General features: G+C 73.1%; 23 protein-coding genes and 7 tRNA genes. 10 read left to right on the top strand and 20 right to left on the bottom strand.

The features are described 5' to 3' along the window. The first annotated feature begins 28 nt into the window (after positions 1–28). A complete protein-coding gene (locus B9W62_RS31510) occupies positions 29–754 on the top strand; it encodes a 3'-5' exonuclease (RefSeq protein WP_087810320.1) in 726 nt (241 codons plus the stop codon). Positions 755–835: 81 nt separating this feature from the next. Here the strand turns inward: B9W62_RS31510 and B9W62_RS31505 are convergent. From B9W62_RS31505 to B9W62_RS31465, 9 genes are all read right to left on the bottom strand, one after another. Next, a tRNA-Val gene (locus tag B9W62_RS31505) sits at positions 836–907 on the bottom strand. A gap of 39 nt (positions 908–946) precedes the next feature. Beyond that, a complete protein-coding gene (locus tag B9W62_RS31500; protein WP_087810319.1) occupies positions 947–1,405 on the bottom strand; it encodes an SRPBCC family protein in 459 nt (152 codons plus the stop codon). A 39-nt stretch (positions 1,406–1,444) separates the two neighbouring features. Further along, positions 1,445–4,183, bottom strand: a complete 2,739-nt coding sequence (locus B9W62_RS31495; RefSeq protein WP_087810318.1) for an exo-rhamnogalacturonan lyase family protein — start codon at positions 4,181–4,183, stop codon at positions 1,445–1,447. Positions 4,184–4,304: 121 nt separating this feature from the next. Next, on the bottom strand, positions 4,305–4,904 hold the full coding sequence (locus B9W62_RS31490) for a hypothetical protein (protein ID WP_087810317.1): 600 nt from the start codon (positions 4,902–4,904) through the stop codon (positions 4,305–4,307). A 12-nt stretch (positions 4,905–4,916) separates the two neighbouring features. Then, a complete protein-coding gene (locus tag B9W62_RS31485; RefSeq protein WP_087810316.1) occupies positions 4,917–5,828 on the bottom strand; it encodes a carbohydrate ABC transporter permease in 912 nt (303 codons plus the stop codon). Continuing rightward, positions 5,825–6,811, bottom strand: a complete 987-nt coding sequence (locus B9W62_RS31480) for a carbohydrate ABC transporter permease (RefSeq protein ID WP_087810315.1) — start codon at positions 6,809–6,811, stop codon at positions 5,825–5,827. Before B9W62_RS31480 ends, B9W62_RS31485 begins: the two co-directional genes overlap by 4 nt. 11 nt (positions 6,812–6,822) lie before the next feature. Then, on the bottom strand, positions 6,823–8,124 hold the full coding sequence (locus tag B9W62_RS31475) for an ABC transporter substrate-binding protein (protein WP_087810314.1): 1,302 nt from the start codon (positions 8,122–8,124) through the stop codon (positions 6,823–6,825). A gap of 353 nt (positions 8,125–8,477) precedes the next feature. Beyond that, positions 8,478–8,549: transfer RNA gene (locus tag B9W62_RS31470), tRNA-Val, on the bottom strand. A gap of 79 nt (positions 8,550–8,628) precedes the next feature. Further along, complete coding sequence (locus B9W62_RS31465; RefSeq protein WP_087810313.1) at positions 8,629–9,081, bottom strand: TIGR02611 family protein; 453 nt, start codon at positions 9,079–9,081, stop codon at positions 8,629–8,631. A gap of 191 nt (positions 9,082–9,272) precedes the next feature. On the opposite strand from B9W62_RS31465, the gene B9W62_RS31460 reads away from it, so the two are divergent. Both B9W62_RS31460 and B9W62_RS31455 read left to right on the top strand, forming a co-directional pair. Beyond that, on the top strand, positions 9,273–9,686 hold the full coding sequence (locus B9W62_RS31460) for an SsgA family sporulation/cell division regulator (protein WP_004002642.1): 414 nt from the start codon (positions 9,273–9,275) through the stop codon (positions 9,684–9,686). 296 nt (positions 9,687–9,982) lie between these two features. Further along, entirely contained in the window at positions 9,983–10,543 is a 561-nt protein-coding gene (locus B9W62_RS31455; protein ID WP_087810312.1) for a CGNR zinc finger domain-containing protein, read from the top strand. Between the two features lie 72 nt (positions 10,544–10,615). On the opposite strand, the gene B9W62_RS31450 is transcribed toward B9W62_RS31455, so the two are convergent. Together B9W62_RS31450 and B9W62_RS31445 are read right to left on the bottom strand one after the other, a co-directional pair. Next, positions 10,616–10,795 (bottom strand): hypothetical protein, encoded by a 180-nt coding sequence (locus B9W62_RS31450; protein ID WP_087810311.1) that lies wholly within the window; start codon positions 10,793–10,795, stop codon positions 10,616–10,618. 163 nt (positions 10,796–10,958) lie between these two features. Beyond that, positions 10,959–11,411, bottom strand: coding sequence for a hypothetical protein (locus B9W62_RS31445; RefSeq protein ID WP_087810310.1), 453 nt, complete (start codon positions 11,409–11,411; stop codon positions 10,959–10,961). Positions 11,412–11,604: 193 nt separating this feature from the next. On the opposite strand from B9W62_RS31445, the gene B9W62_RS31440 reads away from it, so the two are divergent. Beyond that, positions 11,605–12,129 carry a DsbA family protein gene (locus tag B9W62_RS31440; protein ID WP_179235770.1) on the top strand — a complete coding sequence of 175 codons (525 nt, stop codon included), beginning with the start codon at positions 11,605–11,607 and terminating at the stop codon, positions 12,127–12,129. Between the two features lie 25 nt (positions 12,130–12,154). Here the strand turns inward: B9W62_RS31440 and B9W62_RS31435 are convergent, their stop codons facing one another. From B9W62_RS31435 to B9W62_RS31425, 3 genes are read right to left on the bottom strand one after another with little or no spacing between them, the layout of a single operon-like run. Next, on the bottom strand, positions 12,155–12,979 hold the full coding sequence (locus B9W62_RS31435) for a GNAT family N-acetyltransferase (protein WP_179235769.1): 825 nt from the start codon (positions 12,977–12,979) through the stop codon (positions 12,155–12,157). 52 nt (positions 12,980–13,031) lie between these two features. Beyond that, positions 13,032–13,853 (bottom strand): aminotransferase class IV, encoded by an 822-nt coding sequence (locus B9W62_RS31430; protein ID WP_087810307.1) that lies wholly within the window; start codon positions 13,851–13,853, stop codon positions 13,032–13,034. Continuing rightward, positions 13,850–14,911 carry a chorismate-binding protein gene (locus tag B9W62_RS31425; RefSeq protein WP_087810306.1) on the bottom strand — a complete coding sequence of 354 codons (1,062 nt, stop codon included), beginning with the start codon at positions 14,909–14,911 and terminating at the stop codon, positions 13,850–13,852. Before B9W62_RS31425 ends, B9W62_RS31430 begins: the two co-directional genes overlap by 4 nt. Before the next feature lie 177 nt (positions 14,912–15,088). Between B9W62_RS31425 and B9W62_RS31420 the strand changes: the two genes are divergently transcribed. The 5 genes from B9W62_RS31420 (at position 15,089) to B9W62_RS31400 (ending at position 15,546) form a co-directional block, all read left to right on the top strand. Beyond that, a tRNA-Gly gene (locus B9W62_RS31420) sits at positions 15,089–15,161 on the top strand. A 38-nt stretch (positions 15,162–15,199) separates the two neighbouring features. After that, positions 15,200–15,273: transfer RNA gene (locus B9W62_RS31415), tRNA-Cys, on the top strand. Between the two features lies 1 nt (position 15,274). Continuing rightward, a tRNA-Val gene (locus B9W62_RS31410) sits at positions 15,275–15,346 on the top strand. A gap of 36 nt (positions 15,347–15,382) precedes the next feature. Continuing rightward, positions 15,383–15,454, top strand: a tRNA-Val gene (locus B9W62_RS31405). Between the two features lie 20 nt (positions 15,455–15,474). Next, a tRNA-Val gene (locus B9W62_RS31400) sits at positions 15,475–15,546 on the top strand. Positions 15,547–15,598: 52 nt separating this feature from the next. Here the strand turns inward: B9W62_RS31400 and B9W62_RS31395 are convergent. From B9W62_RS31395 to B9W62_RS31385, 3 genes are all read right to left on the bottom strand, one after another. Next, positions 15,599–15,886, bottom strand: a complete 288-nt coding sequence (locus B9W62_RS31395) for a TFIIB-type zinc ribbon-containing protein (RefSeq protein WP_087810305.1) — start codon at positions 15,884–15,886, stop codon at positions 15,599–15,601. Between the two features lie 101 nt (positions 15,887–15,987). Next, on the bottom strand, positions 15,988–16,923 hold the full coding sequence (locus tag B9W62_RS31390; RefSeq protein ID WP_087810304.1) for a phosphotransferase family protein: 936 nt from the start codon (positions 16,921–16,923) through the stop codon (positions 15,988–15,990). Positions 16,924–17,362: 439 nt separating this feature from the next. Beyond that, positions 17,363–17,545: a hypothetical protein gene (locus tag B9W62_RS31385; protein ID WP_052837821.1), complete on the bottom strand. Its 183-nt coding sequence runs from the start codon at positions 17,543–17,545 to the stop codon at positions 17,363–17,365. Positions 17,546–18,134: 589 nt separating this feature from the next. On the opposite strand from B9W62_RS31385, the gene B9W62_RS31380 reads away from it, so the two are divergent. Then, complete coding sequence (locus B9W62_RS31380; protein ID WP_256976805.1) at positions 18,135–19,616, top strand: serine/threonine-protein kinase; 1,482 nt, start codon at positions 18,135–18,137, stop codon at positions 19,614–19,616. A 21-nt stretch (positions 19,617–19,637) separates the two neighbouring features. On the opposite strand, the gene B9W62_RS31375 is transcribed toward B9W62_RS31380, so the two are convergent. From B9W62_RS31375 to cobT, 3 genes are all read right to left on the bottom strand, one after another. Beyond that, positions 19,638–20,456, bottom strand: a complete 819-nt coding sequence (locus B9W62_RS31375; RefSeq protein ID WP_087810303.1) for a TrmH family RNA methyltransferase — start codon at positions 20,454–20,456, stop codon at positions 19,638–19,640. A gap of 1 nt (position 20,457) precedes the next feature. Further along, a complete protein-coding gene (cobA, locus tag B9W62_RS31370) occupies positions 20,458–21,690 on the bottom strand; it encodes a uroporphyrinogen-III C-methyltransferase (RefSeq protein WP_087810302.1) in 1,233 nt (410 codons plus the stop codon). A 349-nt stretch (positions 21,691–22,039) separates the two neighbouring features. Further along, positions 22,040–25,729, bottom strand: coding sequence for a nicotinate-nucleotide--dimethylbenzimidazole phosphoribosyltransferase (gene cobT / locus B9W62_RS31365; protein WP_087810301.1), 3,690 nt, complete (start codon positions 25,727–25,729; stop codon positions 22,040–22,042). Between the last annotated feature and the right edge of the window lie 116 nt (positions 25,730–25,845).

Genomic DNA, 25,845 nt, shown 5'->3' with positions numbered 1-25,845 from the left:
CGTGCTCGGACGAGGAGTTGAGTGCCCTATGACGAGCTGGTTCGAGGGGCCGCTGGCCGCCTTCGACACGGAGACGACGGGTGTGGACGTCGAGACCGACCGGATCGTGTCGGCGGCCCTCGTCGTGCAGGACGCGCCGGGACTGCGCCCGCGGGTGACCCGGTGGCTGGTGAATCCGGGCGTGCCGGTGCCGGAGGCGGCGACGGCGGTGCACGGGCTGACCCAGGAGCATGTGCAGCGGCACGGCCGCTGGCCGGCGCCGGTGATGTTCGAGATAGCCGAGGCGTTGGCCGAGCAGACCCGCGCCGGGCGTCCGCTGGTGGTGATGAACGCGCCGTTCGACCTCACGCTGCTGGACCGGGAGTTGCGCAGGCACCGCGCCTCGTCGCTGAGCCGCTGGCTGGAGCGGACGGCGCTGCACGTGCTGGACCCGCGGGTGCTGGACAAGCATCTGGACCGCTACCGCAAGGGCCGCCGGACCCTCACGGACCTGTGCGCGCACTACGGCGTGGAGCTGGAGGGCGCGCACGACGCGGCGGCCGACGCCCAGGCGGCGCTGGAGGTCGTACGGGCGGTGGGGCGGCGCTTCCAGGCACGGCTCGAGCGCCTCTCCCCCGCCGAGCTGCACACCCTCCAGGCGGTGTGGCACGCGGGTCAGGCGCGCGGGTTGCAGGCGTGGTTCGCGCTCAACGGCACGGAGGAGCCGGTGGACCCGGCTTGGCCCCTGCGACCCGAGCTGCCGGCGGCGGCGTGATCCTTCGCCCCCGGCCCGCGTGTGTGCGGGCCGGAACACGAAGAAGCCGGTCCGTCGCGTGACGGACCGGCTCTTCCCGGGTGGGCGATACTGGGTTCGAACCAGTGACCTCTTCGGTGTGAACGAAGCGCTCTCCCACTGAGCTAATCGCCCGGGAACGCACTGAACCATACAGGGCGCCGCGCGGTTCCATCAAACCGCTTCCCGCCCGCCTGCCAGGTGCGCGGCCAGGCCCTGCCGCCCCGCCCGCATCATGAGGCGGTGGTTGGCCCGGAACAGGGGCCGGCCGGGCACGGCGAGGCGGCGCAGCAGGGGCTTGCGCACGACCACCTCCTGGTCGTAGCGGACGAGGGTGGCTAAGCCGCGCGGGTCGACGGTCCAGCGCGCCCAGCCCTCCATGTCGCCGCTCATCATGACCTCCAGCACCCCCGCGGCCGGGTCCCGGCGCCCTTCCCGCACGGTCGCGCTCAGGTCGTACGGGAGCAGGGAGCGGAAGCGGAGGACGCCGCTGGTGTCGTCGAGCCGGGTGACCTCGCGGACCTGCGGCCACCAGCGGGGGTAGTCCTCGACGCGTTCCAGGGCCCGGTAGACGTCCGGGGCGGGCGCGGGCAGCCGCCACAGGCTGCGGAAGCGGTAATGGTTCCAGTCCACCCGTGCAGTGTGCCCGCGCTCGCACCCGGTACGGGCCCGCTACGGCATCCTGTCCCCCAGGAGTGCGAGGTTCTCGATGGCGGCCAGGCCGTAGAGCGCGGTGTCGTTGGTGGACACCCAGCCCGCCTCGCTGCCCGGGACCAGGGCGACGGGGCCGCTCAGTTTCTCCGTCGTCCAGGGAGCCGACTCCTTGTAGCCGTCGGAGTCGTAGAACTTCTGCCACGCGCGCGTGGCGAGCTTGTCGTCGCCGGTCCGTACGGCCGCGTAGGCGTCGAGGCGCGAGTGGCCCTGGAAGAGGATGAGGCTGCCGAAGTTCGCGCCGTAGCGTTCGGCCTGTTCGGACTTGCTCGCGTTGAAGTAGCGGCAGTAGTCGTAGTACGCCTCCTCGAACTTCGGCATGTCGACGAGGTCGATCAGTTCGGCGCACAGTTCGTTCAGGCCGAAGACGGCGGACAGGTGGGAGACCTCGACCTTCGGGCTGTCGGCGACGGCGAACCTCCCGGTGTCCAGGTCGTACAGGCCGCTGCCCTGGACGAAGCCGTTGGGCTGGGCGGCGATGGTCTCCATGGTGGACAGGACGCGGTCCCTGGCCTTCTCCCACTTCGGGCCCTTGCGCTCCCACTCGGTGAGCCACGCCGAGACCAGGCCGCTCCAGTCGGTGCCGAAGCCGATGGACAGGGCGTTGCGGTCGGGCGTGTACGGCTCGGTGCGGATCTTGCGGAGCGGGTCGAGGGCGAGGAAGGTCTCGTCGGAGTCGACGTTGGCGTGCATGAGGTCGCCGACGCGTTCGTCGGCGGTGAGGAAGTAGTAGAAGCGCCGGTAGGTGGTGTTGGCGATGCGCTGCTGCTTGGCGCTGTCGGCGTAGTGCTGGACGCCGTGCCGGGTGCCGAGGCCGGCCCACTTGCCGAGGTGGTAGACGTCGACCTCGCCGGTGTGCCGGGTCATGGCCTCGGCGAAGCGGAAGATGTCGGCGCGGCCGGAGCGCAGGTAGGCGTACCAGAGCCAGAGGTCGGGCGACAGCTCGGAGTTGTCCCAGGCGTAGCCGCCGATGTCGTACCGCCAGGTGTGCCGGGCTGCGTCGTAGGTGTGCATGATGTCGCCGTAGTCCCAGAAGCCGTACCAACGGCGTTGCTCCACCTGGTCCTTGTAGTAGGTGAAGAGGAAGTCCAGGTGGTCCTCGATCCTGGTCCTGGCGGGAGTGGAGCGGTCGGGCTCGGAGTACAGGCCCGGGCCGAAGACCCCTGCCTTGATGCACTGCTCGGGCGGGGCGGCCAGTTGCGGCAGTACGCGCACCGCCTCGACCTGTTCGGCGAGCCGCTCGGCGCTCGGGGTGGCGTCGTTGGCCCAGAAGAGGAGTTCCGAGGTGCGGGCGATGCCGTAGGGCGTGCCGAACCCCGGTTCGTAGTCCTCGTAGGTGATGTTGAGGCCCTCCAACTGCTCCTCGTACGTGTCCTGGCCCATGCCGTCGTGGTAGAAGCGCAGGTCCATCGGCTGGGCCTCGGGTGACCAGAGCCAGACGGTGACCTCGGCCTCGTCGGTCTGGGCGTCGCGGATGTCGAGTTGGGCGGGGTACTTCTCCCAGAAGTCGCGCAGGCCGAAGGAGAGGCCGCCGCCGGCGCCGCCGACGTAGCCGAAGCCGGAGGCGCGCCGGCCGCCACCGGCGCCGATCCAGCCGTGGCCCTTCCTGGTGCGCTTGCGCAGGGTGAAGCCGTCGGCGGACAGCTGGGAGAGGGTGTAGTCGCCCCATTCGGGGATGTACGTCAGGCGGGTGGTGACCCGCTGGTCCCAGGTGGCGGGGTCGGGGAGCTTCTCCCCGGCGAACTGGGCCGCCTGGACGGCGGCCCCCGGGTCGCGGCGCAGGCCGGTGATGCCCTTGACGGCCTCACGGAGCAGTCCGGTGCCCTCGCCGCCGATGCGGATGTGGCGGTCGTAGGCCTCGTCGCGCATCGGGACGGTGAAGCGGACGCCGAGTCCGCGGATGAAGTCGCCGCTCGCCTTCCCGGGCTCCTGCGTCCCGTCGAAGGTGATGGTGTGCACCATGCGGAAGGAGTCGGCGCCCGCGTAGAAGTAGAGGCGCAGGGAGAAGGGGAGCCAGCGGCGGTGGCCCCTGCGGTGCTTGCCGTCGATGCGGACGACGGCGCGGACCGGGCCGTCCTGCTCGACCGCCACCTCGTCGATCGCGCCGTCGAAGCGCTCGTACTTCACCGTGCCCTGGTCGCCGTCCTCGATCTCGGGCTGGCGCAGCAGGACGAGGCGGCCGTTCTTGGCGATCTCGGTGGACCCCCGGGTGACCGATTTGATCAGCGCCGATCCGGAGGTGCCGATGCTCGCGGTGATGACGCCGGTCGATATGTCGATGGTGCCGCCGCGCCGGGTGACGGTGACCTTCTCGGCGGGCGCGGCCGGGGTGCCGGCGGCCAGGGTGAGCTTGCCGTTCCCGGAATTGACGGCGTGGGCGGTCCACTTGAGGGAGCCGTCGGGCCAGTGGGCGAGCGGCCAGGTCTGCACGGGTACGGCCGTGCCGTCGGCGTCCGTGACGGCGAACGGCTGGTCCTCCTGGAAGGCGCCCCGGGGCCAGGGGACGCCGACGGTGGAGCCGGGGGCGGCGCCGAGGCCGCCGTCCTCCAGCCAGCTCAGGGTGACGGGGCTGTCGTCGGCGACCGGGGCGGTGGCGGGCGCGGCCTGCGCGTTCTTGGTGCCCAGTGCCCAGCTGAACTGGGCGGCGGCTCCGGCGACGGCGGCCGCCTTGAGGAGGGACCTGCGGGGGATGGGGGACATGGCCTTTCCTTTCCTTGCGTGCGTGCAGAGGTGTCAAGGGCATGACAGAGAGAGGTGCGGCGCCGGAGCACCGACCTCGGGTGCGGAGGGGCGGCCGCTCCGGCACGGGACCGCCCCGGGATCAACGGCGCCGGTAGCGCTCCTCGACCGCGACGGCCGCCGCGGCGACGGCGCCCAGGACGGCGACGGCCAGCGGCGCGCTGAACCAGGCGGAGCAGACCACGACGGCCAGCCCGCCGACGAGGAGGAAGGAACCGGCGGGGTCGAGCACGGTACGCCGGCCCGCCCCCGCGAGCAGCGCCCGCCAGGAGGCGCCGGGGTGCCAGGCCGCCGCCGCGCGCAGCCCCGTGACGGCCGCGCCGATCAGGGCGAGAACGCCGACGGCGCCGACCGCCGCACCGCCCGGCAGACCGTCCCGTACGGCCCGCACGTCGACCCAGACCGCCGCGAGGGCGGCCCAGCCGGCGACCCCGACGAGCCACCCGCGGCGCACCGCCGCCCGGAAGTCGGCGGCGAACTCCCGCCAGCCGCCCCGCTCGTGGGCCAGCCGGCGCCCGAGGTGCCGCGCGCCCGCCGCGAAGGCGGCGGGGTAGGTGACCAGCCCCAGCGCCGCCACCGCGATCCACACGCCGGTCAGCAGGCACTCGGCGAACAGGGCGAAGCCCTGGGCGAACCGGGACTCCCCCGGCCCCGGGCGGGCCTTGGCACGCGCTTCGGTCATCGGAACCCCACCTCAGCCCTTCAGGCCGGACGTCGCCATGCCGTCGATCAGATAGCGCTGGAAGGCCAGGAAGAACGCGAGGACCGGCAGCAGGGCGACGAGCGACATGGCGATCATGCCGCCGTAGTTCGCCAGGCCCTCCTGGTCCACGAACATCTTGAGGCCGAGGGAGATCGTGTACTTGCCGGGCTCGTTGAGGTAGATCAGCGGGCCCATGAAGTCGTTCCAGGAGTTGATGAAGGTGAAGATCGCGCTGGTGATCAGCGCCGGCCGGCACAGCGGCAGCACGATCGACCAGTAGATGCGGACGTGACCGCACCCGTCGAGCCGGGCGGCCTCGTCCAGCTCCCTGGGCAGGTTGCGCATGAACTGCACCATCAGGAAGACGAAGAACGCCTCGGTGGCCAGGTACTTCCCCAGCAGCAGCGGGGTGTACGTGTTGATCATGTCCAGGTTGCGGAAGAGCACGTACTGCGGGATCAGCAGCACGTGGTACGGCAGCAGCAGGGTGCCGATCATCAGCGTGAACAGCAGGTTGCGGCCGGCGAACCTGATCTTCGCGAAGGCGTACGCCGTCAGCGAGCAGGACACCACGATCCCGATCACGGAACCGACGGCGAGGAAGAGCGAGTTGACGAAGAACGTGGAGATCGAGATGTCCGCGATGCCGTCGGCGAGGCTCGTGTAGTTGTCCGTGATCGGGTCGCCCGGGAAGAGGTCCAGGCTGCCGACGATGTCGCCGCTCTCCTTGAAGGAGCCGCCGATCACCCAGAGCACCGGGTAGAGGATGACGGCGAGGAGCGCCAGCGCCCCGAGGTGCCAGGCGAGTGATCCGGGCAGCCGGCGCCGGAGCGCGGCCGCCCGGCCGGCCCGGGGCGGCGGGGCTTCGGCGGTCGGAGTGACATCGGTGGCCTGCGCGCTCATCGGCCGCCCTCCTCGTAGTGCACCCAGCGCTTCTGGGACCAGAACAGCACCGCGGTGACCAGGGCGACCGCGACCAGCAGCATCCACGCCATGGCGGAGGCCAGGCCCATGCGGCTGTTCTCGAAGCCCTGGACGTACAGGTAGCAGGTGTAGACCATCGTGCCGTCCGCCGGGCCGCAGGCGTTGCCTCCGGCGCCGCCGCCGACGATGTAGGCCGAGCTGAAGATCTGGAAGGAGTGGATGGTCTCCAGCAGGACGTTGAAGAAGAGGACGGGGGAGATCATCGGCAGGGTGATGTTCCAGAACTGCCGCAGCCTCCCCGCGCCGTCCACGTCGGCCGCCTCGTACAGCTCGCGCGGCACCTGTTTCAGACCGGCCAGGAAGATGACCATCGGGGCGCCGAACTGCCAGACGGTGAGTGCCACCAGGCTGTAGATGATCAGTTCCGGGTCGCCGGTCCAGCCGCCGGCGTCGATCCCGAAGAGCCGCTGGGTACGGTCGACGACCGCGTCGTCCGAGAAGATCGCCTTCCACACGATGGCGATGGACACGCTCGCGCCGATCAGTGAGGGGGCGTAGAACGCGGCCCGATAGAAGGCCTGTCCACGCCGCTTCTGGGCCAGCAGCAGCGCGACGCCGAGCGCCGCGATCAGCTTGACCGGCGTGCCGACCACGACGTACCAGAGGGTGATGCGGACCGAGTGGCGCCAGCGCGGGTCGCCGAACATCTCGGAGAAGTTGTCCAGGCCGATCCACCGGGGTGCGTCGAACAGGTTGTAGTCGGTGAACGCGAAGTAGAGCGAGGCGGCCATCGGGCCCGCCGTCAGCAGCAGGAACCCGGCGATCCAGGGGGACATGAAGAGGTATCCGGCCAGGTTCTCCCGGCGCCTGCGCTGCTTCGGTCCGACGGGCCGCGGGGCCGTCGCCGGACCGGGGCGCGGCGCGGAGTCCGTCCGGGCCTCCAGCGCGGGGGCGTGTGTCACGGCGCTTCCCCTCAGCCGGCGAGAGCCGTCTTCGACTCGGTGAAGAACTGCTCGACGGCCTCCTCGACGGACCGCGAGCCGAGCGCCATCTCCTCGGCGATGCGCAGGAACGCGGCTTCGCAGATGTCGGCGCCGTTGGGGTGCGGGGTGATCTGCTCCAGGACGCCGGCCTCGACGAGCGACTCCTCGTAGGCAGCGATGGCCTTGTTGACCGGGTCGGTCGGCCGGTAGGCGTCGTACTGGGCCTGCGTGGTGGGGACGCCCCGGTCGTAACCCATGATCTTGGCGACCTCGGGGTCGTGGACCATGAAGTCGATGAACTGGGCGACCTCCTTGGGGTGCTCGGTGCGCTTGTAGGCGCTGAGCATCAGCGAGCCGAGGTACTGGCCGGTCCGCTTGCCGTCCGTGGTGGGGATCGGCGCGAGCCCGTACTCGCTCTTGCCCTCGGAGGTGTAGCGCACGGTGAAGTTGTCCCAGGTGAACTCACTGCCGGCGAGTTCCGCGGAGAGGGCCGACTTGGGCTTGATCTGGGCGACCTTCTTGGCGTCGGCGTACAGGCCGGACCGCACGCCCTTCTCCGCCCTGGTCCACCAGGTGGTCAGGTCCGCCTCGGTGAAGCCGAGTCCGTCCTCGGTGAAGAAGGCCTTGCCGTTCTGACGCAGGTACAGGTCGTAGAGGTACATGACGCCGTACATGCCGCTGTCCCCGGCGCGGCCCGTCCGGTCACGGACCCTCGTCATCGCCTCGTCGAAGTCGTCCCACGTCCAGCCCTGTTCGGGCTTGATACCGGCCCGGGTGTAGACGGGCTTGTCGATGACCAGGGCCATCGAGTTGGAACCGACGGGAACACCGAGGAGTTTGCCGTCGATCTCGCCGAACTTCTCCAGCCCCGCGCGGAATCCGTCCATGGAGAGGTTTCCCGCCTCGACCTGTCCGCCCAGATCCAGCAGGACATTCTTGGCGTCGTATTTGCGGAGGAATCCGATGGCATTCTGGAAGACGTCCGGTGGATTGCCTCCGGAGGCCTGGGTGTTGAACTTCTTCCAGAAGTCCGTATACGGCTGGAAGTCGGTCTTGACCTTGATCTTCGGATACTTCTTCTCGAAGAGCGCGATGGTCTTGTTGATGCGTTCCGCCCGGTCCTCGGCACCCCACCAGGAGTAACGGATCGTCACCGTCCCGTCTCCCGAGCCGGTGCCGCCGCCGCAGGCGGTGGCCGTGGCGCCCAGCCCCGCGACGGCCAGCGAGGCCCCGGCCGCCTTGAGGATCGTCCGCCTCCCGGCCTGCCGCTCCGCATTCCCGCCCTGCTGCATAAGAGCCTCCCCGCGACGTCCGTCCGCTGCATGAATCGTTTCAAGTAAGCGCTTGCTGGCACAAGGTACGAAGGGCCCGGGGGCGCGTCAATGATTCGGACAGGAATTGATGGGAGCGGCCGCGACCGACCCCGGGGCACCCCTTCCGCACGCACCGTTGCGCGACCGCGGGAATGCACAGGTCGGCGCGGCGCGATCGACCGGCCGAACGCCGGCGACGTCACGGAGCACACCCGCGGTGAAGGTCACGGTTGGGTGAAGGCGGGCGGAAGCGGAATGCCCCGGCGCCGGGACGGAGCGCACACGAAGGCGGCCCGGCTCACCTGGGTGAGCCGGGCCGCCTGATGATCCGGTGGGCGATACTGGGTTCGAACCAGTGACCTCTTCGGTGTGAACGAAGCGCTCTCCCACTGAGCTAATCGCCCGGACGCAGGAAGAACATTACCCCATGTCAGGGGTGCCGGTGACCATCGGGGGCCGCGACGGCGCAACCCCCGCGGGCCCTCACTGGTCCTTGATCTTCCAGGGCATCTCGAGCCCGAACTTCCACAGGTAGATCCCGGCCAGCACGGCGATGATCACCACGCCGATCGCGGTCAGGATGATGTTCCGGCGCCGCACCTTCGGGTCGAGGGCACGCTGCGCCGCCTCGGTGACCTTGCGCTTGGTCCAGCGCAGCACCAGCTGGGCCCAGACGAACTCGGTCGCCCAGATCGCCATGCCGCCGAAGATCACCACCCAGCCCGGTCCGGGCAGCGGCAGCATGATGATGCCGGCCACCACGACCGCGAGGCCGACGATGAAGACGCCGACCTGCCAGCTCAGGTGCAACGCACGGCGCGCCCTGATGAATTCCGGTGCCCGCGACCCGAGCGCGCGCTCGGCCGTGGCCTCGTCCGTCCCCGTACGGTCTGCCGCCACGGCCGCCTCGCCGGGCTTGTTACTCCCCGTGTTCATACGGCCAAACACTACCGGAGCGAAACCTGTCACCGGAATGGGCGTACGACCCGAACGATCTCTCGGCCGGAAGAGTTACGTAAACACACGCAAAACACTCAGAGGGGTTTACAACGGCACCGTAGGTGGCATGTCGATTTCGCCGACGTGCGAATCCCCGAGCGCACACTGAGCGAAAGGCCCTGGCGCTTATGAACACCACGGTCAGCTGCGAGCTGCACCTGCGCCTCGTTGTGTCGAGCGAGTCCTCCCTGCCTGTCCCCGCAGGCCTGCGGTACGACACGGCCGACCCCTACGCCGTGCACGCCACCTTCCACACCGGAGCCGAGGAGACCGTCGAGTGGGTGTTCGCCCGCGACCTCCTCGCCGAAGGTCTCCACCGCCCCACAGGCACCGGCGACGTCCGGGTCTGGCCGTCCCGCAGTCACGGCCAGGGCGTCGTGTGCATCGCTCTCAGCTCCCCGGAGGGCGAAGCACTGCTCGAGGCCCCGGCCCGGGCCCTGGAGTCCTTCCTGAAGCGCACAGACGCCGCCGTGCCCCCCGGTACGGAACACCGGCACTTCGACCTCGATCAGGAGCTCTCGCACATCCTGGCGGAAAGCTAGGGCGGGGCCCCGCGTGAAGCCGCCCGTCGCCGTCGACTCGGGGTGACGGCACGGGCCCGGACAACCGCATACGGCACACAACGGCGTCGTCGCCGCGGATCTCCGCGGGGGCGGCGCCGCCGCGTGTCCGGTGCCGGTGCCGGGGAACGAAGGCGGGCCGGCCGCCGTTGAAAGGGCAGTCTTCGGGGCAATCGACGACCCGGACCGGATCGCGGCCGGTTCGCCCGCCCCGCCAGCCACTACCATCGGCCAGCATCGGCGGGCGCCCGCCCGACCACCAGGCCAGGGAGCGAAACGTGCTGATCACCCACGACACCCGGTGCGCGCTCGACACCGTGGTGGATCTGGTGAACACCGTGCCGGAGGACGAATCGGCTCCGGACGGACTGCCGGACGTCGCGGCCCTCCAGGAATTCGTGGGAACGCACGAAATCAGCGACGTCGGCCTGCTCACGGACCGCGACCTCGCGGCGGTGCGGGGCATCCGCGGACGGTTCGCGGCGGTCTTCGCCGCTCCCGACGCCCGGACCGCCGCAGGGCTGATCAACGACCTGGTCGCGGCCGCCGGCACCACGCCCCGGCTCACCGACCACGACGGGTACGACTGGCACATCCACTACTTCGCGCCCGGCGCGTCCGTCGCGGACCACCTCACCGCGGACTGCGGGATGGCGCTGGCGTTCTTCGTGGTGGCCGGGGAGCAGGAGCGGCTGCGGCGGTGCGAGGCTCCCGACTGCCGCCGCGCCTTCGTCGACCTCTCCCGGAACCGCTCGCGGCGGTACTGCGACAGCCGCACCTGCGGAAACCGCCTGCATGTGGCCGCCTACCGGGCCCGGCGCAAGGAGGCGGCGGGCTGACGCCGCCCCCGCGGGACTCGGAGCCCCGCGACGCGGCCCCCGGCGGGTGGCGCCGGGGAGCGCGGGTACGGCTCACAGCAACAGCAGATCGTGCAACGAAGCCATGAGCAGCAGACACCCGATCACCGCAAGGAAGATCATGAGCGGTGGCTGGGATAGGGCGAAGAGGCAGCCGCGTGGTTCGTCTGGCACCCGCGCGGTTTCGCTCTGTCTCGTGTCCAGCTGGGAATCCAGCTGAGTGGTGTCCGGCATCTCGCCGCGATGATGACGCAGCGGACGGGCTCCCCGCGATCAACACGCCCGTTACGACCAGGTGTTGGTTGAATGTCGCAATGTCCGGTCGGATCGTGATCATTCCGGAGCGCGCGCTGTCGGCCTCGGACCGCTGTGTCGTTTCAGCCCCGGACCTCGGCCGTCATATGCCGTGCTTCTTGAGGATGGCCTCGATGTCGCTGAAGTCGTCGTCACCGCCCCGGGACGCCTTCGCCGGCCTGGGGGCGGGCTCGGCGGCCGGGCGGGAGCCGGTCCCCAGGGAGGGTGCGGAGGCGCCCGGAGCCACCGCGTCGCGCCGTGCCGCGGCCCGTGCCTCCTTGCGCTCCTTGCGGGTGCCGCCGCGGCGGCGCTCCACCGCGCGGGTGGTCATGAAGAGCACCCAGGCGACGCCCAGCACGCCGAAGCCGGCCCAGGCCACCGGGCTGAAGGCCGTGTCGGCGAGCCACTCGACGACCCCGGTCATCACCAGGCCGATCGGGACCAGTGAGTAGGCGGCGATCCGGGCGGCGGTGAGGAAGCGCTTGCGGTACGCGGTGACCGCCGCGATACCCAGGCCCGCCGCGGACACCGCGGAGCAGACGGTCTCGGCAATCATCCGGTCCTCCAGGGCTGGGCTCGGTCGGGCACGAGTACTTCGTCCCTTCCATCCTGCACCGTCGGCCCGCCGCGGGGCCATGCCGGAGGACCGAGATCAGGGAGATCTCGGGGGTCGGCTCCTCCGCAGGTGCCGGTGGGCGCGGTACGAGGCCGGTTGGGGCGGCACACCCCGGGCTGGGAGGATGGGGGGCATGAGCGACTCCTCCCCCGCCCGTCCCGCCGCACCCGTCCTCGACGTCTGGTGCGAGCTCCAGTGCCCGGACTGCCACACCGCCCTGGACGACCTCCGTGCCCTGCGCGCCCGCTACGGCGACCGCCTGGACGTACGGCTGCGGCACTTCCCGCTGGAGAAGCACAAGCACGCCTTCGCCGCCGCGCAGGCCGCCGAGGAGGCGTTCGACCAGGGCCGGGGCTGGGCGTACGCCGAGGCCGTCCTGGACCGGGTCGGCGAGCTGGACCGCAAGGGAGAGCCCCTCCTGGTCGAGGTGGCCCGGGAACTGGGCCTGGACGCGGAGGAGTTCGACACGGCGCTCGTCGACGGTCGGCACATCCTGATCGTCGACGCCGACCAGGCCGAGGGCAAGGCGATCGGCGTGACCGGCACCCCCACGTACGTGATCGGCGGCGAGCGTCTGGACGGCGGAAAGAGCCAGGAAGGGCTGCGCGAGCGCGTCGAGGAGATCGCGGACCGGCTGCTCGCCGGGCAGCGGGACTGAACGGCCGCTCCCGGCCGCCCGCCGTCTACCGCAGCGGTTTGCAGTAGCTGTACCGCGTGGTCTCGTAACCGAGCGACTCGTAGAGCCGCTCGGCCGGGGTGTTCCCCGCGAAGACGTTGAGACCGATCAGCGGGCGGCCGGCGGTGATCGCCTGCGCCTCGGCCAGCAGCATCAGGGTGCGGCCGTGGCCCCGGCCGCGGTGGGACGCGTCGGCCTCGACGTCGAAGACGAACGCCCGGTCCTCCCGCAGCGCCAGCCAGAGGACCCCGACCCGCTCGCCCTCGTGTTCCAACACGCTGAACAGCATGTGCTCGGTGTCCAGCCCCCGGGGCAGCAGCATTTCGTGATCGCGGCGGGCCTTCGCGTACGCGTCGGCCTCGGGCACGCCCCGCTCCATCCAGGTGCGGGCGTACCGCTCCGACTCGTACGCCTGCCAGGCCGCGAAGTCCTCCGGGGTCATGGGCCGTGCCCCGCTGCCCGCGGGCAGGGCGGGCGGGACGGCGCCGAGCGGCTTGGTCATCGCGCGGTTGCGCAGGACGTAGCCGAGCGCCCGCGCGAGCCCGATGCCCGCCGCGGCGTCGCCGGCGACGCCCGCCTCGATCTGCCGGCAGCCCCAGGCACGCGCCACCTCCTCCGCGGCGAGCGCGGCGACCGTGCCCCGGCCGCGCCGGCGGTCCGGCTCGTCGACGCGCAACTTGTGGATCACGGCCACCGAGTCGCCGAGGGAGGAGGAGGTGCCGAGGTGCAGCACACCGACGGGGCGGCTGTTCACGCACACCTGGAAGTGGCGTGAACGGGTCCCGTCGGCGGCGCGCTGGAGCGGCTCGGTCGGCCGCAGGGTCGTGGTCATCACGGCAGTTCTACCCACCGCGGGCGACAACGGCAGCCGAATATTCCAGGGGTCACGGGTCCAGGTCGTCCCCGGACCGCTCCTCGAAGACGCGCATCGCCTTGACGGTCACCGGTCCCGGGGCGCCCGGCAGTTCGCGGTCGTCGACGCGGTGCACGGCCTGGACGTCGCGCAGGGTCGAGGTCAGGAACACCTCGTCGGCACGCTCCAGGACGTCCAGCGGGAGGTCGGTCTCGCGGGCCCCGGTCCACTCGACGGCCAGGGCGCGGGTGATGCCGGCGAGGCAGCCGGAGACGACCGGCGGGGTGTGGATCTCGCCGTCGAGGACGACGAAGACGTTGGACCCGGTGCCCTCGCACAGCTGCCCGACCGTGTTGCCGAACAGCGCCTCGGTGGCGCCCCGTTCGCGGGCGCGGGCGAGGGCGACGACGTTCTCGGCGTAGGAGGTGGTCTTCAGGCCGGTGAGCGCGCCGCGCTCGTTGCGGGTCCACGGCACCGTGATCACGGCCGTGGAGTCGGGCCGGCGGGCGGCCTCGCCGAGGGCGACGACGAGGGTCGGGCCGTGCTCGCCGCGGTCGGAGCCGAGGGGACCGTGACCGCCGGTGTAGGTGATGCGCAGCCGGCCGAGCGGCACGGGGTTGGCGTCGAGGACGGCGGCACAGGCGCGCCGTACCTCGTCCAGGTCCGGGTCGGGCAGGCCGAGGCCGCGGGCCGAGCGGGTCAGCCGGTCCAGGTGCCGGGTCAGCGCGAACGGCCTCCCGTCCACCGCCTTCACCGTCTCGAAGATGCCGTCGCCCACGGTCAGCCCGTGGTCGAGGACGGAAACGCGGGCGGACCCGATGTCCTGCAACCCGCCGTCGAGCCAGATCTTCACGTCGCCAGCGCCTCTCCCGTGCCGTTCGCCTCGTACGCCCCCGACGCTACCGCGAGCAGCCGGGACGCCTTCAGTTCGGTCTCCCGCCACTCGCCCTCCGGGTCGGAGCCCCAGGTGATGCCGGCGCCGGTGCCGAAGCGGAGCAGCGCGGCACCGTCGGCGGTTCGGTCGATCCAGAAGGTGCGGATGCCGACGGCCAGCTCGCCCGTGCCCCGGTCGGCGTCGACCCAGCCGACGCCCCCGCAGTACGGGCCCCGGGGCGCGGTCTCCAGCGCCTCGATGATCCGCAGGGCGCTGGACTTGGGCGCGCCGGTGACGGACCCGGGCGGGAAGGCGGCGTCGAGCAGCTCCGGCCATCCGGCGTCCGCGGACAGCTCGCCGCGCACCGTGGACACCAGGTGGACCAGGCCCGGGTGCTTCTCGACGGCGCACAGGTCGGGCACCGTGACGGTGCCCGTGGCGCAGACCCGCCCCAGGTCGTTGCGGACCAGGTCCACGATCATGACGTTCTCGGCGTAGTCCTTCTCCAGCAGGTCGGCCTCGGTCCGGCCGGTGCCCTTGATCGGCCCGGACTCGACCGTCCGGCCGTTGCGGCGCAGGAACAGCTCGGGCGAGGCGGTGGCGATCTCGACGCCGTGTCCGGGCAGCCGGATCGTTCCGGCGTACGGCGCCGGGTTGCCGCGGGCCAGCAGCGCGGTGAGCGCGTCCACGTCGGCGCCCGGGCCGATCGGTGCCGTCAGCACCCGGCAGAGGTTGGCCTGGTAGACCTCGCCGGCGGCTATGTGCGCGCGGACGCGCCGCACGCCCGTCGTGTACGCGCCGCGGTCGAGCGACGACGTCCAGTCGCCGACGGCGGGGCCCCGCCAGGCTCCCGGCGCGGGCGCGGGCACCGGCTCGGTCCGTACGTCCGCGAAGCGTGCGCAGGTCAGACGGCCTTCGAAGTCCGCGCAGACCGCCCAGAACCCCTCGGAGTCGAGGGCGGCGGGATCGCTCGTGACGTCGAGGAGACCGGTGGCGAGGCGGTCACCGAAGCGGGCGAGGGGAGGGAGGGCGGACACGCCGTCGAGTCTAGGCCGGTGGCTCCGAGGTGACCCGAACGTGTCCTTCCGGGGGCCCTGACCTGGTCCGTGACCGGATGCACCGCAGCACGCTGCACAAACGCGTTTTTGTGCTGGCCCCGGAATCCGCTAGAGTTCATCACGTCGCCGGGCCGCACAAGCGGACCGAACCGACAGGCGGACGTAGCTCAGTTGGTAGAGCGCAACCTTGCCAAGGTTGAGGTCGCGAGTTCGAGCCTCGTCGTCCGCTCGCAGGAACAGGGGGCCTCCCGGGCCTCCTGCACTCCTGGTGGAGTGGCCGAGAGGCGAGGCAACGGCCTGCAAAGCCGTCTACACGGGTTCAAATCCCGTCTCCACCTCCAAGGACGATTAGCTCAGCGGGAGAGCGCTTCCCTGACACGGAAGAGGTCACTGGTTCAATCCCAGTATCGTCCACTGATCCGCCAGGATCACCGGTCCGCAAGGATCCCCGCGCGATTAGCTCAGCGGGAGAGCGCTTCCCTGACACGGAAGAGGTCACTGGTTCAATCCCAGTATCGCGCACGCAGTAACCGCACCATCCCGGACGATTAGCTCAGCGGGAGAGCGCTTCCCTGACACGGAAGAGGTCACTGGTTCAATCCCAGTATCGTCCACACGGAACGAAGCCCCCGGCCGCCTCGAGCGGTCGGGGGCTTCTTCGTGTGATCAGCTGGAGAAGAGCATCCGGCCGAAGCTCTTCTGGCGGTGGTGGCCGTAGTGACCGTGGCCGCCGTGCTGCGGGGCTCCCCACGCCGGAGCCTGGGCCGCCGGGTACGCCTGCGGCGCGGCGGGCGGGGCCGGCGGAGCGGGCTGGGACCACTGGGCCTCCAGGCGGGTCAGCGACTCCAGCTCGCCGTAGTCGAGGAAGATGCCGCGGCAACCGCTGCACTGCTCGATCTGAACGCCGTTGCGGTTGTAGGTGTGCATCGGTGCGTGGCACTTGGGGCACTGCATGCTCGGCTCAACTCCTCGCCGGTCGGTCCTGCTTCGCGTATCGCCAGGACAGACTCTGTCCCGCCGTGGGTCGGTTGCACCCTACTTCGGGGAACTTCGGCTCAACCCCGTGGGGCGGCGGGCCCGGTGGACGCCATGCGCGCGCACGCGTCGACGAGGCAGCGCTCCACCTCGTCCAGCGGCCGGTCCTCCAGAACCGCCTTGGAGACGGCACGGGCGGCGGTCTGCGCGGTGAGGGCGCGGGCCGGGACGTCCAGGGCGGGCCAGGGGTCGCCGTCGGCGGGGACCGCGGGCCCGCCGCGGGCGCGGTAGGCGGCGAGGAAGCGGTGCCACTCCTCGGGCGGGAGCACCCCGCAGGCGTACCAGGCCGCCGGGCGGGCCAGGTCCCAGGCCGGGACGCCGGTGCCGAGGTCGTCGACGTCGATCAGCAGCCAGGGTCCCGCGGGGGCGGGGTGGCGTATGAGCTGGCCGAGGTGAAGGTCGCCGTGGCACAGGGTGGTCGTGTCCGGCATGGCTGCCTCGCCGCGCGCCCAGGCGGGGAGCGCCGTCCAGGCCGCGAGGACGGGCGCGGTGGCGGGGTGGCCGGGGGCGGTGGCCCGGAGCCGGGCGGCGGCCAGCGCCGCCTTCGCGGGGCCGCGCATGGGGGGTACGGGGGCTGGGGCGGGGGTGCGGTGGAGGCGGGCGAGGAGGGTCGCCGCGGCCTCCCACGGAGCGGCGTCCGGGTCCTCCGGGTCGACGGGCGTGCCGTAGGGCCAGTAGGTGACGAGCCGCCCGTGCAGGTCGACGGGGGCATGGGCGAGCGGGGGCAGGAGCACGCCGGGGAGCCGGGCGGCGGCCTTGACACGGAGGGACAGTTCAGCCGGGTCGGCGTCCGCGGCGTGTGCCTTGGCCACGGTGTCTCCGTGCCGGACGACCGTGGCGTCGGGGCGGTCGGCGAGGGTGGCCGCGCCGCAGGGACAGGCCGGGGTGCGGGCGTGGGCCGCCGCCCTGACGCGGGCCGTCAGGGCGGGGAGGAGGGCGGGGGCGTCCGTGGTCACGGGGGTGAGGGTACGCAGGCACGGCGCACGGCCGCGCTCCCCGGCCCCGACCTGTGGGGCCGCCGCGATCCCCGGACCCGACCCGTGGGGCCGCCGCGCTCTCCTGTGCCGGCCCGTGCGCTTGGTGGTCGGCCCTACTCCCGGTCGGGTGTCGGTCCCGGTCGATCGTCCCGGTTCGGCGTCGGGCCCGGTCGATCGTCCCGGTTCAGGCGTCGGTCCCGGTTCGGGCGGTAGCGGCGGTCACGCTCTCGTGGTGGTGCTGCGGGCCGGACCCGGTGGCTCGCGGTGAATGTCGTGGAGTCCCCGGAGGGAAAGGCAATGCCGGCGCAGCTCCCCAGCTGCGCCGGCATTTTTTGCCGTCCGCCGCACCCCCGTCCCCACGGGGTTTCATGGATGGATGTCCCCGCCCGGACCGCTCTTCCGGGCCTGGGGTCGCCGCTCAGCGCCCCAGCACCACACCCACGGACGACGCTTGTGTGGCCACTGTCTCCCACCCGTCGAAGACGAGGAGGAGCAGGACCGCCAGGGGCAGGGCCATGAGCGTCGCCACCGCGGGGTGGCGACGGCCTTGACGGCGGCTTTGCCGTGTGCGGACCAGCGTCCGCGGAACCGTCTGGGCCATGGTCCCTCTCCTGACCGTTTCGTTGTCTCGTTGCAGCGGCGGGTGTCTGACCTCGGGGGACGAGTGCTGCACCCGCCGCTTGACCTCAAATCTAGGCGTCGGGCGATCGCCGGACGTCATGCCCTCGTACCGATTGCCGGGCCTCCCGGAGGATGAGCCACCACCTGCCGAGTACTCCCCTGGGTGGAGACCGGCTCCCGGGTCTCGGGGTCTTCCCGGACGGGGTGCCCACCGCGTCCCGGTATCTCCGGGATGTCCGGTGACTTCCCTCACTTCGATCACCTCCCGGCACGGCTCCGGCCCCGCCCCGGCGCCCGCTGGGCCTGCCACCACGCCGTACGCACGCGGGCTCTCCCCGCCACCGTCGGCCCCTGCCGTCCGGACGGCCTCCCTCGCCCCAATCACCCCGCCCCGGCGGTCGGTTGGGATCACCGGCGGGGCATGGCCGCATCCTCCGCGCGTTCGCTGACCCCGCCTCAACTCTCGCACCGGGCACTGACAATCCGTTGTCGCGAGAGGGCGCGGCCTCTGCGCGCGGGCGGCCGTGGAAACGTAAGCTGTGGCACGTCACAGGGACCGGGCAGCGGGGATGAACATGGCGATGATGCGCCTGAGGCGCGAGGACCCGCGCGTCGTCGGCTCGTTCAGGCTTCACAGGCGGCTCGGCGCGGGTGGGATGGGCGTGGTCTACCTGGGCTCCGACAAGAAGGGGCAGCGGGTCGCGCTGAAGGTCATCCGGCCGGACCTGGCGGAGGACCAGGAGTTCCGGTCGCGGTTCGCGCGCGAGGTCTCGGCGGCCCGGCGCATCCGGGGCGGCTGCACCGCCCGGCTGGTCGCCGCCGACCTGGAGGCGGACCGTCCCTGGTTCGCCACGCAGTACGTGCCCGGCCCCTCCCTGCACGACAAGGTCGTCGACGGGGGTCCGCTCGGCGCGGCCGACGTCGCGGCCGTGGGCGCCGCGCTGTCCGAGGGCCTGGTCGCCGTGCACGAGGCCGGGGTGGTGCACCGGGACCTGAAGCCGTCCAACATCCTGCTGTCCCCGAAGGGGCCGCGGATCATCGACTTCGGCATCGCCTGGGCCACCGGTGCCTCCACCCTCACGCACGTCGGCACCGCCGTCGGCTCCCCCGGGTTCCTCGCGCCGGAGCAGGTGCGCGGGGCCGCGGTCACACCGGCCACGGACGTGTTCTCGCTCGGTGCCACGCTGGCGTACGCGTCGATGGGCGACTCGCCCTTCGGGCACGGCAGCTCCGAGGTGATGCTCTACCGCGTGGTGCACGAGGAAGCCCAGCTGCACGGCGTCCCGGACGCGCTCGCCCCGCTGGTGCGGGCGTGCCTGGCCAAGGACCCCGAGGAGCGCCCCAGCACCCTGCAACTGTCGCTGCGGCTCAAGGAGATCGCCGCCCGGGAGGCCCAGGGCATGGCCGACGTACGGCCGCCCGCGCCGCGCAGTGGTGAGGCGGACGTGCCCACCGGGCGGCTCGCCGACACCTACCCGGAGCGCGCCCAGCGGCGTCCGCAGGGCCGGCCGGGTGCGCAGGGCACTCCCCCGCCGCGCGGCACGTCGGGGTCGCGGGGACCAGCGCCGCGGGGTTCCGTTCCGTCGCGGGGCGGAGCGCCCTCCCGGGGAGGGACGCCTTCGCGCGGTGGCGCACCGTCGCGGGGCGGCGGTGCCCGGTCCGGGTCCCGGCCCACGCCGTCCGCCCGCGACACGACCGGCCGGAACTCCTCCCGCGGCGACGGCGCCCGGTCCGCACCGCGCAGCGGAGCCGGCCGTACGGGGCCCAGGACGACGGGCACCGGCTGGCGGCGGCCCGCCAATCCGCGGCTGCTGCGACAGCGCCTGTTCGTGTTCGTGGTGGTGACGCTGCTGGTCGCGCTGGGCATCGCCGCCGCGCAGGGCTGCCAGGGACCCTCGCGCGGGCTCGGCGACGACCGGGGCGGCGTGCACGCGGCGCGGCAGGAACGGGTGACGCAGCAGGATCGGGTGTCGCGGCAGCAACGGGTGACGCGGCAGGACGGGGCGGTCCCGTCCGGCGCCCTCCCGGTGCAGCGTGCTTCCGGGGTGTGAGGACGGGGTCCTGACAGGCGCCTACGCCGAGGGTCGCCCCGCCGTCACCGCGTAGAAGGCGACCGCGGCCGCCGCGCCCACGTTCAGGGAGTCGACGCCGTGGGACATCGGGATGCGCACCCAGGTGTCGGACGCCGCCAGGGCCCGCCGGGACAGACCGCTGCCCTCGGCGCCCAGCATGAGGGCGACCCGGTCCATGCGGTGCGGGGCGACCGCGTCGAGCGGCTCGGCACGGTCGTCGGGGGTGAGGGCGAGGAGCGTGAAGCCCGCTTCACCGACCGTGGCCAGACCGGCCGGCCAGGTGTCGAGGCGGGCGTACGGCACGGAGAAGACCGCGCCCATCGAGACCTTGACGCTGCGCCGGTACAGGGGGTCCGCGCAGTCCGGGGAGAGCAGCACCGCGTCCATGCCGAGCGCGGCGGCGGACCGGAAGATCGCGCCGATGTTGGTGTGGTCGTTGACGGACTCCATGACGACGACCCGGCGGGCGGCGGTCAGGAGGCCGGCCGCGGTCGGGAGCGGTGTGCGCGCCATCGAGGCGAGGGCGCCGCGGTGCACGTGGTAGCCCGTGACCTGTTCGGCGAGCGCCGGGTCGACGACGTACACCGGTGCCGGGGCCTCGTCGATGATGTCGCGCATGGTGTCGACCCACTTGGCGGACAGCAGCATCGAGCGCATCGCGTAGCCCGCCTCGCCGGCCCGCCTGATGACCTTCTCGCCCTCGGCGATGAACAGGCCCTCGGCGGGTTCGCGGCGGCGGCGCAGTTCGACGTCGGTCAGGCCGGTGTAGTCGTGGAGGCGCGGGTCGTCGGGGTCGTCGATGGTGACGAGGCCGGCCATGTCAGACCGCCCCGTGCGGGCCGACGGCGACGACCTCGCCGACGACGATGACGGCGGGCGGCCTGACCTCCTGCGCGACCACCGTGTCGGCGACGGTGGCGAGGGTCGCGTCCACCCGGCGCTGGGCGGCCGTGGTGCCCTCCTGGACGAGGGCGACCGGCGTGTCGGGGGACCTGCCGTGCGCGACGAGGGTGTCGGCGATCCTGCCGATCTTGTCGACGCCCATCAGGATCACCAGCGTGCCGGTGAGCTTCGCGAGGGACGGCCAGTCGACCAGGGAGCGCTCGTCGTCGGGGGCGACGTGCCCGCTGACCACGGTGAACTCGTGGGCGACGCCCCGGTGGGTGACCGGGATGCCGGCGGCGCCGGGGACCGAGATCGAGCTGGAGATGCCGGGGACGACGGTGCACGCGATGCCCGCCTCGGCCAGCGCCTGCGCCTCCTCCATGCCCCGGCCGAAGACGAACGGGTCGCCGCCCTTCAGCCGTACCACCGACTTGCCCTGCTTGGCGTGCTCGATGAGCGCGTTGTTGATGGCCTCCTGGGCCATGAAGCGGCCGTAGGGGATCTTGGCCGCGTCGACGACCTCGACGTGCGGCGGGAGTTCGGCGAGCAGGTCGCGGGGGCCGAGCCGGTCGGCGATGACGACGTCGGCCTCGGCGAGCAGGCGGCGGCCGCGGACCGTGATCAGGTCCGGGTCGCCGGGGCCGCCGCCGACCAGGGCGACGCCGGGGGTGCGGGTGCGCCGGTGCGGGGCGACGAGGGTGCCGTCGCGCAGGCCCTCCACCACGGCGTCCCGGATGGCAGCGGTGTGGCGGGGGTCGCGGTGGCGCGCGTCGGTGGTGAGGACGGCGACGGTGACGCCCTCGCTGTGTCCGGTCGCCGGGGTCCAGGCCGTGGCCAGGTCCGCGTCGTCGGAGCGGACGCACCACACGCGGTGCCGCTCGGCCTCGGCGGAGGCGGCGTTGTTGGCCGCGGTGTCGCTGGTGGCGATCAGGGCGTACCAGGCGTCCGCGAGGTCCCCGTCCGTGTACGGGCGCCGCTCCCAGGCGATCTCGCCCGCGTCCGCCATGGCCTCGACGGACGGGGTCGCCTCCGGGGAGACGAGGCGGATGTCGGCGCCGGCCGCGATCAGGGCGGGCAGGCGGCGCTGGGCGACCTGTCCGCCGCCGAGGACGACCACGCGGCGGCCGGTGAGGCGGAGGCCTACGGGGTAGGCGGGGTGTTCGGCCATGAGGGGACGGCTCCTCTTGCGGCGGTGGCGCTGACGTGCGGATTTTACGGCGCGGTGGCCGGTGGGGCCCAGGTGGTCCGGTGGTTGGACCCCTGGTCCGACGGCTGGACGCCCGCTCCGGTACGGGCCCGGCCGCCGGGCCGGCTGCGGGCTCCGCAGCCGGGTGCGGCTGCGGACCCGACCGCCGGGTGGGGCTGCGGCGGCACGCCCTGCCGTGTCTCGACTGCCGGGTGCGGCTGCGGACCCGACTGCCGAGTGCGGCGGCGCGCCGACTGCTGGGTGGGGCTGTGGGCCCGGCAGTCCGGCGGGGGCCCGGCACCGTGGTCCCGGGCCCCGCGGCGTGCGACCGCTACTTCTCGGTGACACCCGCCGAGTCGAACGTCGCCACCTCGTGCATGGCCCGCGCGGTGCTCTGCACCATCGGGAGCGCGAGCAGCGCGCCGGTGCCCTCGCCGAGGCGGAGGTCGAGGTCGACCAGCGGGCGCAGGCCCAGCTTGTTGAGCGCGGCGACGTGACCGGGCTCGGCGCTGCGGTGCCCGGCGATGCAGGCCGCGAGGACCTCGGGGGCGATCGCGCGGGCCACCAGGGCGGCGGCACCGGCGCTGACGCCGTCCAGGATCACCGGGGTGCGCAGCGAGGCGCCACCGAGCAGCAGGCCGACCATGGCCGCGTGCTCGAAGCCGCCCACCGCCGCGAGGACGCCGACGGGGTCGGCCGGGTCCGGCTGGTGGACCTCCAGCGCGCGGCGGACGACCTCGGTCTTGCGGGCCAGCGTCTCGTCGTTGATGCCGGTGCCGCGGCCGGTGACCTCGGCCGGGTCGGCGCCGGTGAAGACGGAGATGAGGGCGGCGGACGCGGTGGTGTTCGCGATGCCCATCTCTCCGGTGAGCAGCGCCTTGTTGCCGGCCGCCACCAGGTCCCGGGCGGTCTCGATGCCGACCTCGATGGCCTGCTTGGCCTCCTCGCGGGTCATCGCCGGGCCGGTGGTCATGTCGGAGGTCCCCGCGCGGACCTTGCGGGGCAGCAGGCCGGGCGTCGCGGGCAGGTCGGTGGCGACACCGACGTCCACGACGCACACCTCGGCGCCGACCTGGGTGGCGAAGGCGTTGCAGACCGCTCCGCCGCCCAGGAAGTTGGCCACCATCTGGGCGGTGACCTCCTGCGGCCAGGGGGTGACGCCCTGGGCGTGCACGCCGTGGTCGCCGGCGAAGACCGCGACGGCCGCGGGCTCCGGGATGGGCGGCGGGCACTGCCGGGACAGGCCGGACAGCTGGGCGGAGATGATCTCCAGCATGCCGAGCGCCCCTGCGGGCTTCGTCATGCGCTTCTGCCGCTCCCAGGCCTCCCCGAGCGCCTTGGCGTCCAGCGGGCGGATCTGCGCGACGGTCTCGGCGAGCAGGTCGTGCGGCGCCTCGCCGGGCAGGGCGCGACGGCCGTACGTCTCCTCGTGCACCACCCAGGACAGCGGGCGGCGCTTGGACCAGCCGGCCTGCATCAGCTCGGGCTCGTCCGGGAACTCGTCGACGTATCCGACGCACAGGTAGGCGACGACGTCCAGGTGCTCGGGCAGGCCGAGGGCGCGGACCATCTCGCGCTCGTCGAAGAAGCTGACCCAGCCGACGCCGAGGCCCTCGGCGCGGGCGGCGAGCCACAGGTTCTCGACGGCGAGCGCGGAGGAGTACGGCGCCATCTGCGGCTGCGTGTGCCGGCCGAGGGTGTGGCGGCCGCCGCGGGTCGGGTCGGCGGTGACGACGATGTTGACCGGGGTGTCGAGGATGGCCTCGATCTTCAGTTCCTTGAACTGCTTGGCCCGACCCTTGGGCAGCGACTTCGCGTACGCGTCGCGCTGACGCGTCGCCAGTTCGTGCATCGCCCTGCGCGTGTCGGCCGAGCGGATGACGACGAAGTCCCAGGGCTGCGAGTGGCCGACGGACGGCGCGGTGTGCGCGGCCTCCAGGACGCGGAGCAGCACCTCGTGCGGGATGGGGTCGCCGCGGAAGCCGTTGCGGATGTCGCGGCGCTCGCGCATGACCTTCAGCACGGCCTCGCGCTCGGCGTCGTCGTAGGCGGGGGCCGCCGGGCCGACGGGCTGCGGTGCTTCCGCGGCTTCGGCCGGGCTCCCGTACTGCGGGGCTTCCTGGGGAGCGGGGGGCTCCTGGGACGCGGGCCCCGCGTCGGGCGCTTCCGTCGCCTCCCCGGTCGCCGCGATCATGGCGGGCTCCGCGGTCGCCTCGGTCGCTTCGGCCGCCTGGTTGGCTTCGGCCGGCTGGTCGTCCTCGCCGGCGCCCCGGGTGTCCAGGTCGTCGACGCTCTGGACGAGTTCGGGCTCGGCCTCGCGCGGCGCCGGTACCGGGGCGGCGGCCTCCTCGGCCACCTGGGGCGCGGCGCCGGGCTCCTGTGCCGGGGCCTCCGGCGGGACCAGGACGGCCTCGGGCGGCGTGGGCGCGAGGTGCGGGGTCGTGGGCACCTGTCCACCGTCGACGGGCAGGAACTGGCCCACGGGCTGGGCGGGGTGCGGCTCCTGGGTGGCGGGGGCGACCGGGGCGACGGCGGCCTGCGCGGGCGCGGGCGCGGGTTCCGCCAAGCCCTCGGCCACGGCCGCTTCCTGGGCCCGGGCCTGCTCCTGCTCCTGCTCCTGCGGCATGTTGGCGTCCATGAGGGACTGGGGGCCCTGGGCAGCCTGCGGCTCCGGTTCGGGTTCCGGGGTCGGCTCGGGGACGGCGGACTGCGGCGCGGGCGGGACGTCGGGCAGCGTCTGCGGCGCCTCTTCCGCGGCGGGCTGTACCTCCGCGTGCGGCGGCTGCGCGGGCTGCGCCTGGTCCGGAGCGGGCTGCTCGGGGGCCGGGGACGGTTCGGGTGCGGCGGCCTCGGGCACGGCCGACCCAGGTGTGTCCACCTCGGGCTCCCCGACGGCCACGGACGCGTCGGACGCCTGGACGTCGCCGTGCCCGGACGCGGGCGCGGGCGCGGATGCGGGTGCCTCGGAGGGCTGGGCGTCCTGCACTGCGGGCGCCTCCGGGGCGTCGGCCGCGGGGAGTTCGCCGGCTCCCCGCGGTGCTTCTGCCGGGGCCGGGGGCTGCGCCGGTACGTCGGCCGGTGCCTGCGCCGGTGCGTCTTCGGGAGCCGACTGCGCGGGAGTCTCCGGGGCTTCCGGAACCGCGGGAGCCTGCTGGGGCCCCGCGGTGTCCTCGGCCGCCTGGACGGGCTCGGTCACGGTCGCGGCGGGAACCGCCTCGGGAACTGCCGGTACGGCTTCCCCGGCGGGACCGGTCGCCTGCTCCGCGTCGACCGGCGCCGTCTCCCGCGGTGCGGGCGACGGCTCTTCCGGCGCGGGCGCCTCCTGAGGTTCGCCGGGCTCGTCGGTGCTCCCGGACGGCCCGCCCGTCGCCGCCACGGCCTCGGTGGCCACGCGGGTCACCAGCGCCTGGGCCGCGCCGACCGGCTCGGCCGACTGCTGTTCCGGTACCGGAACAACCGTTTCCGCATGCCCCGCCCCGGCGTTCACCGGGACCTCCTGGGCCTGGGCCGCGGGCTGCGCTCCCCAGGGTGCCGCCGCCTGCGGGACCGGCACGGCGGCCTGCGGCACGTCGAGGTACTCGGGCCCCGCGGCCGGCGGGGCGGGGTGCCGTACCGGCGCGTCGGCGGGGCCGCGGTCGGCGAGTGAGCGCACCGGGCTCGCGGAGGTGTCCGGGATCGGCGGGCCGAGGTGGAGGGGCCGGCGCGGCGGGGCCGGGGCGGAGGCGGGGTCCTGCGCCGGGTCGGGCAGCCGCACGCCACCGAGGTCGACCGAGCCGCTGTCACGGCCGGACATCTCGTGCGGGCCGGGCTGGTGCACGGTCTCGACGACCGGCTCCGGCGCCGGCGGCGCGACCTCGTTGCCCCAGGCACTCTGGGCTCCCGGCAGCAACAACAGGTCCTCGTCCTCGGCGGTGGCCTCGGAGAGGTAGGTGTACGCGCCGGGTGCGGGGACGCCCGGCTGCTCCACCATGCCTGCGTTCTCCGGCAGCCCCTCGCCCGGGATCTGGCCGGTGTCGGTCATGCGTAACCCCTCGCCCATCGGTTAGTGCTTCTACGACCAGCTCACCCGGGACGGCGCACCGACCGCCCGTAGTGAAGAACGAGCGGGCGTGCCCAGCGGCACGAACGACCCGCGGG

Source organism: Streptomyces sp. CS113 (assembly GCF_002188365.1).
GTDB lineage: Bacteria > Actinomycetota > Actinomycetes > Streptomycetales > Streptomycetaceae > Streptomyces > Streptomyces tendae.
Note: the sequence above shows the minus strand (reverse complement) of the source record. Positions and strands in the feature narration are given on the sequence as shown.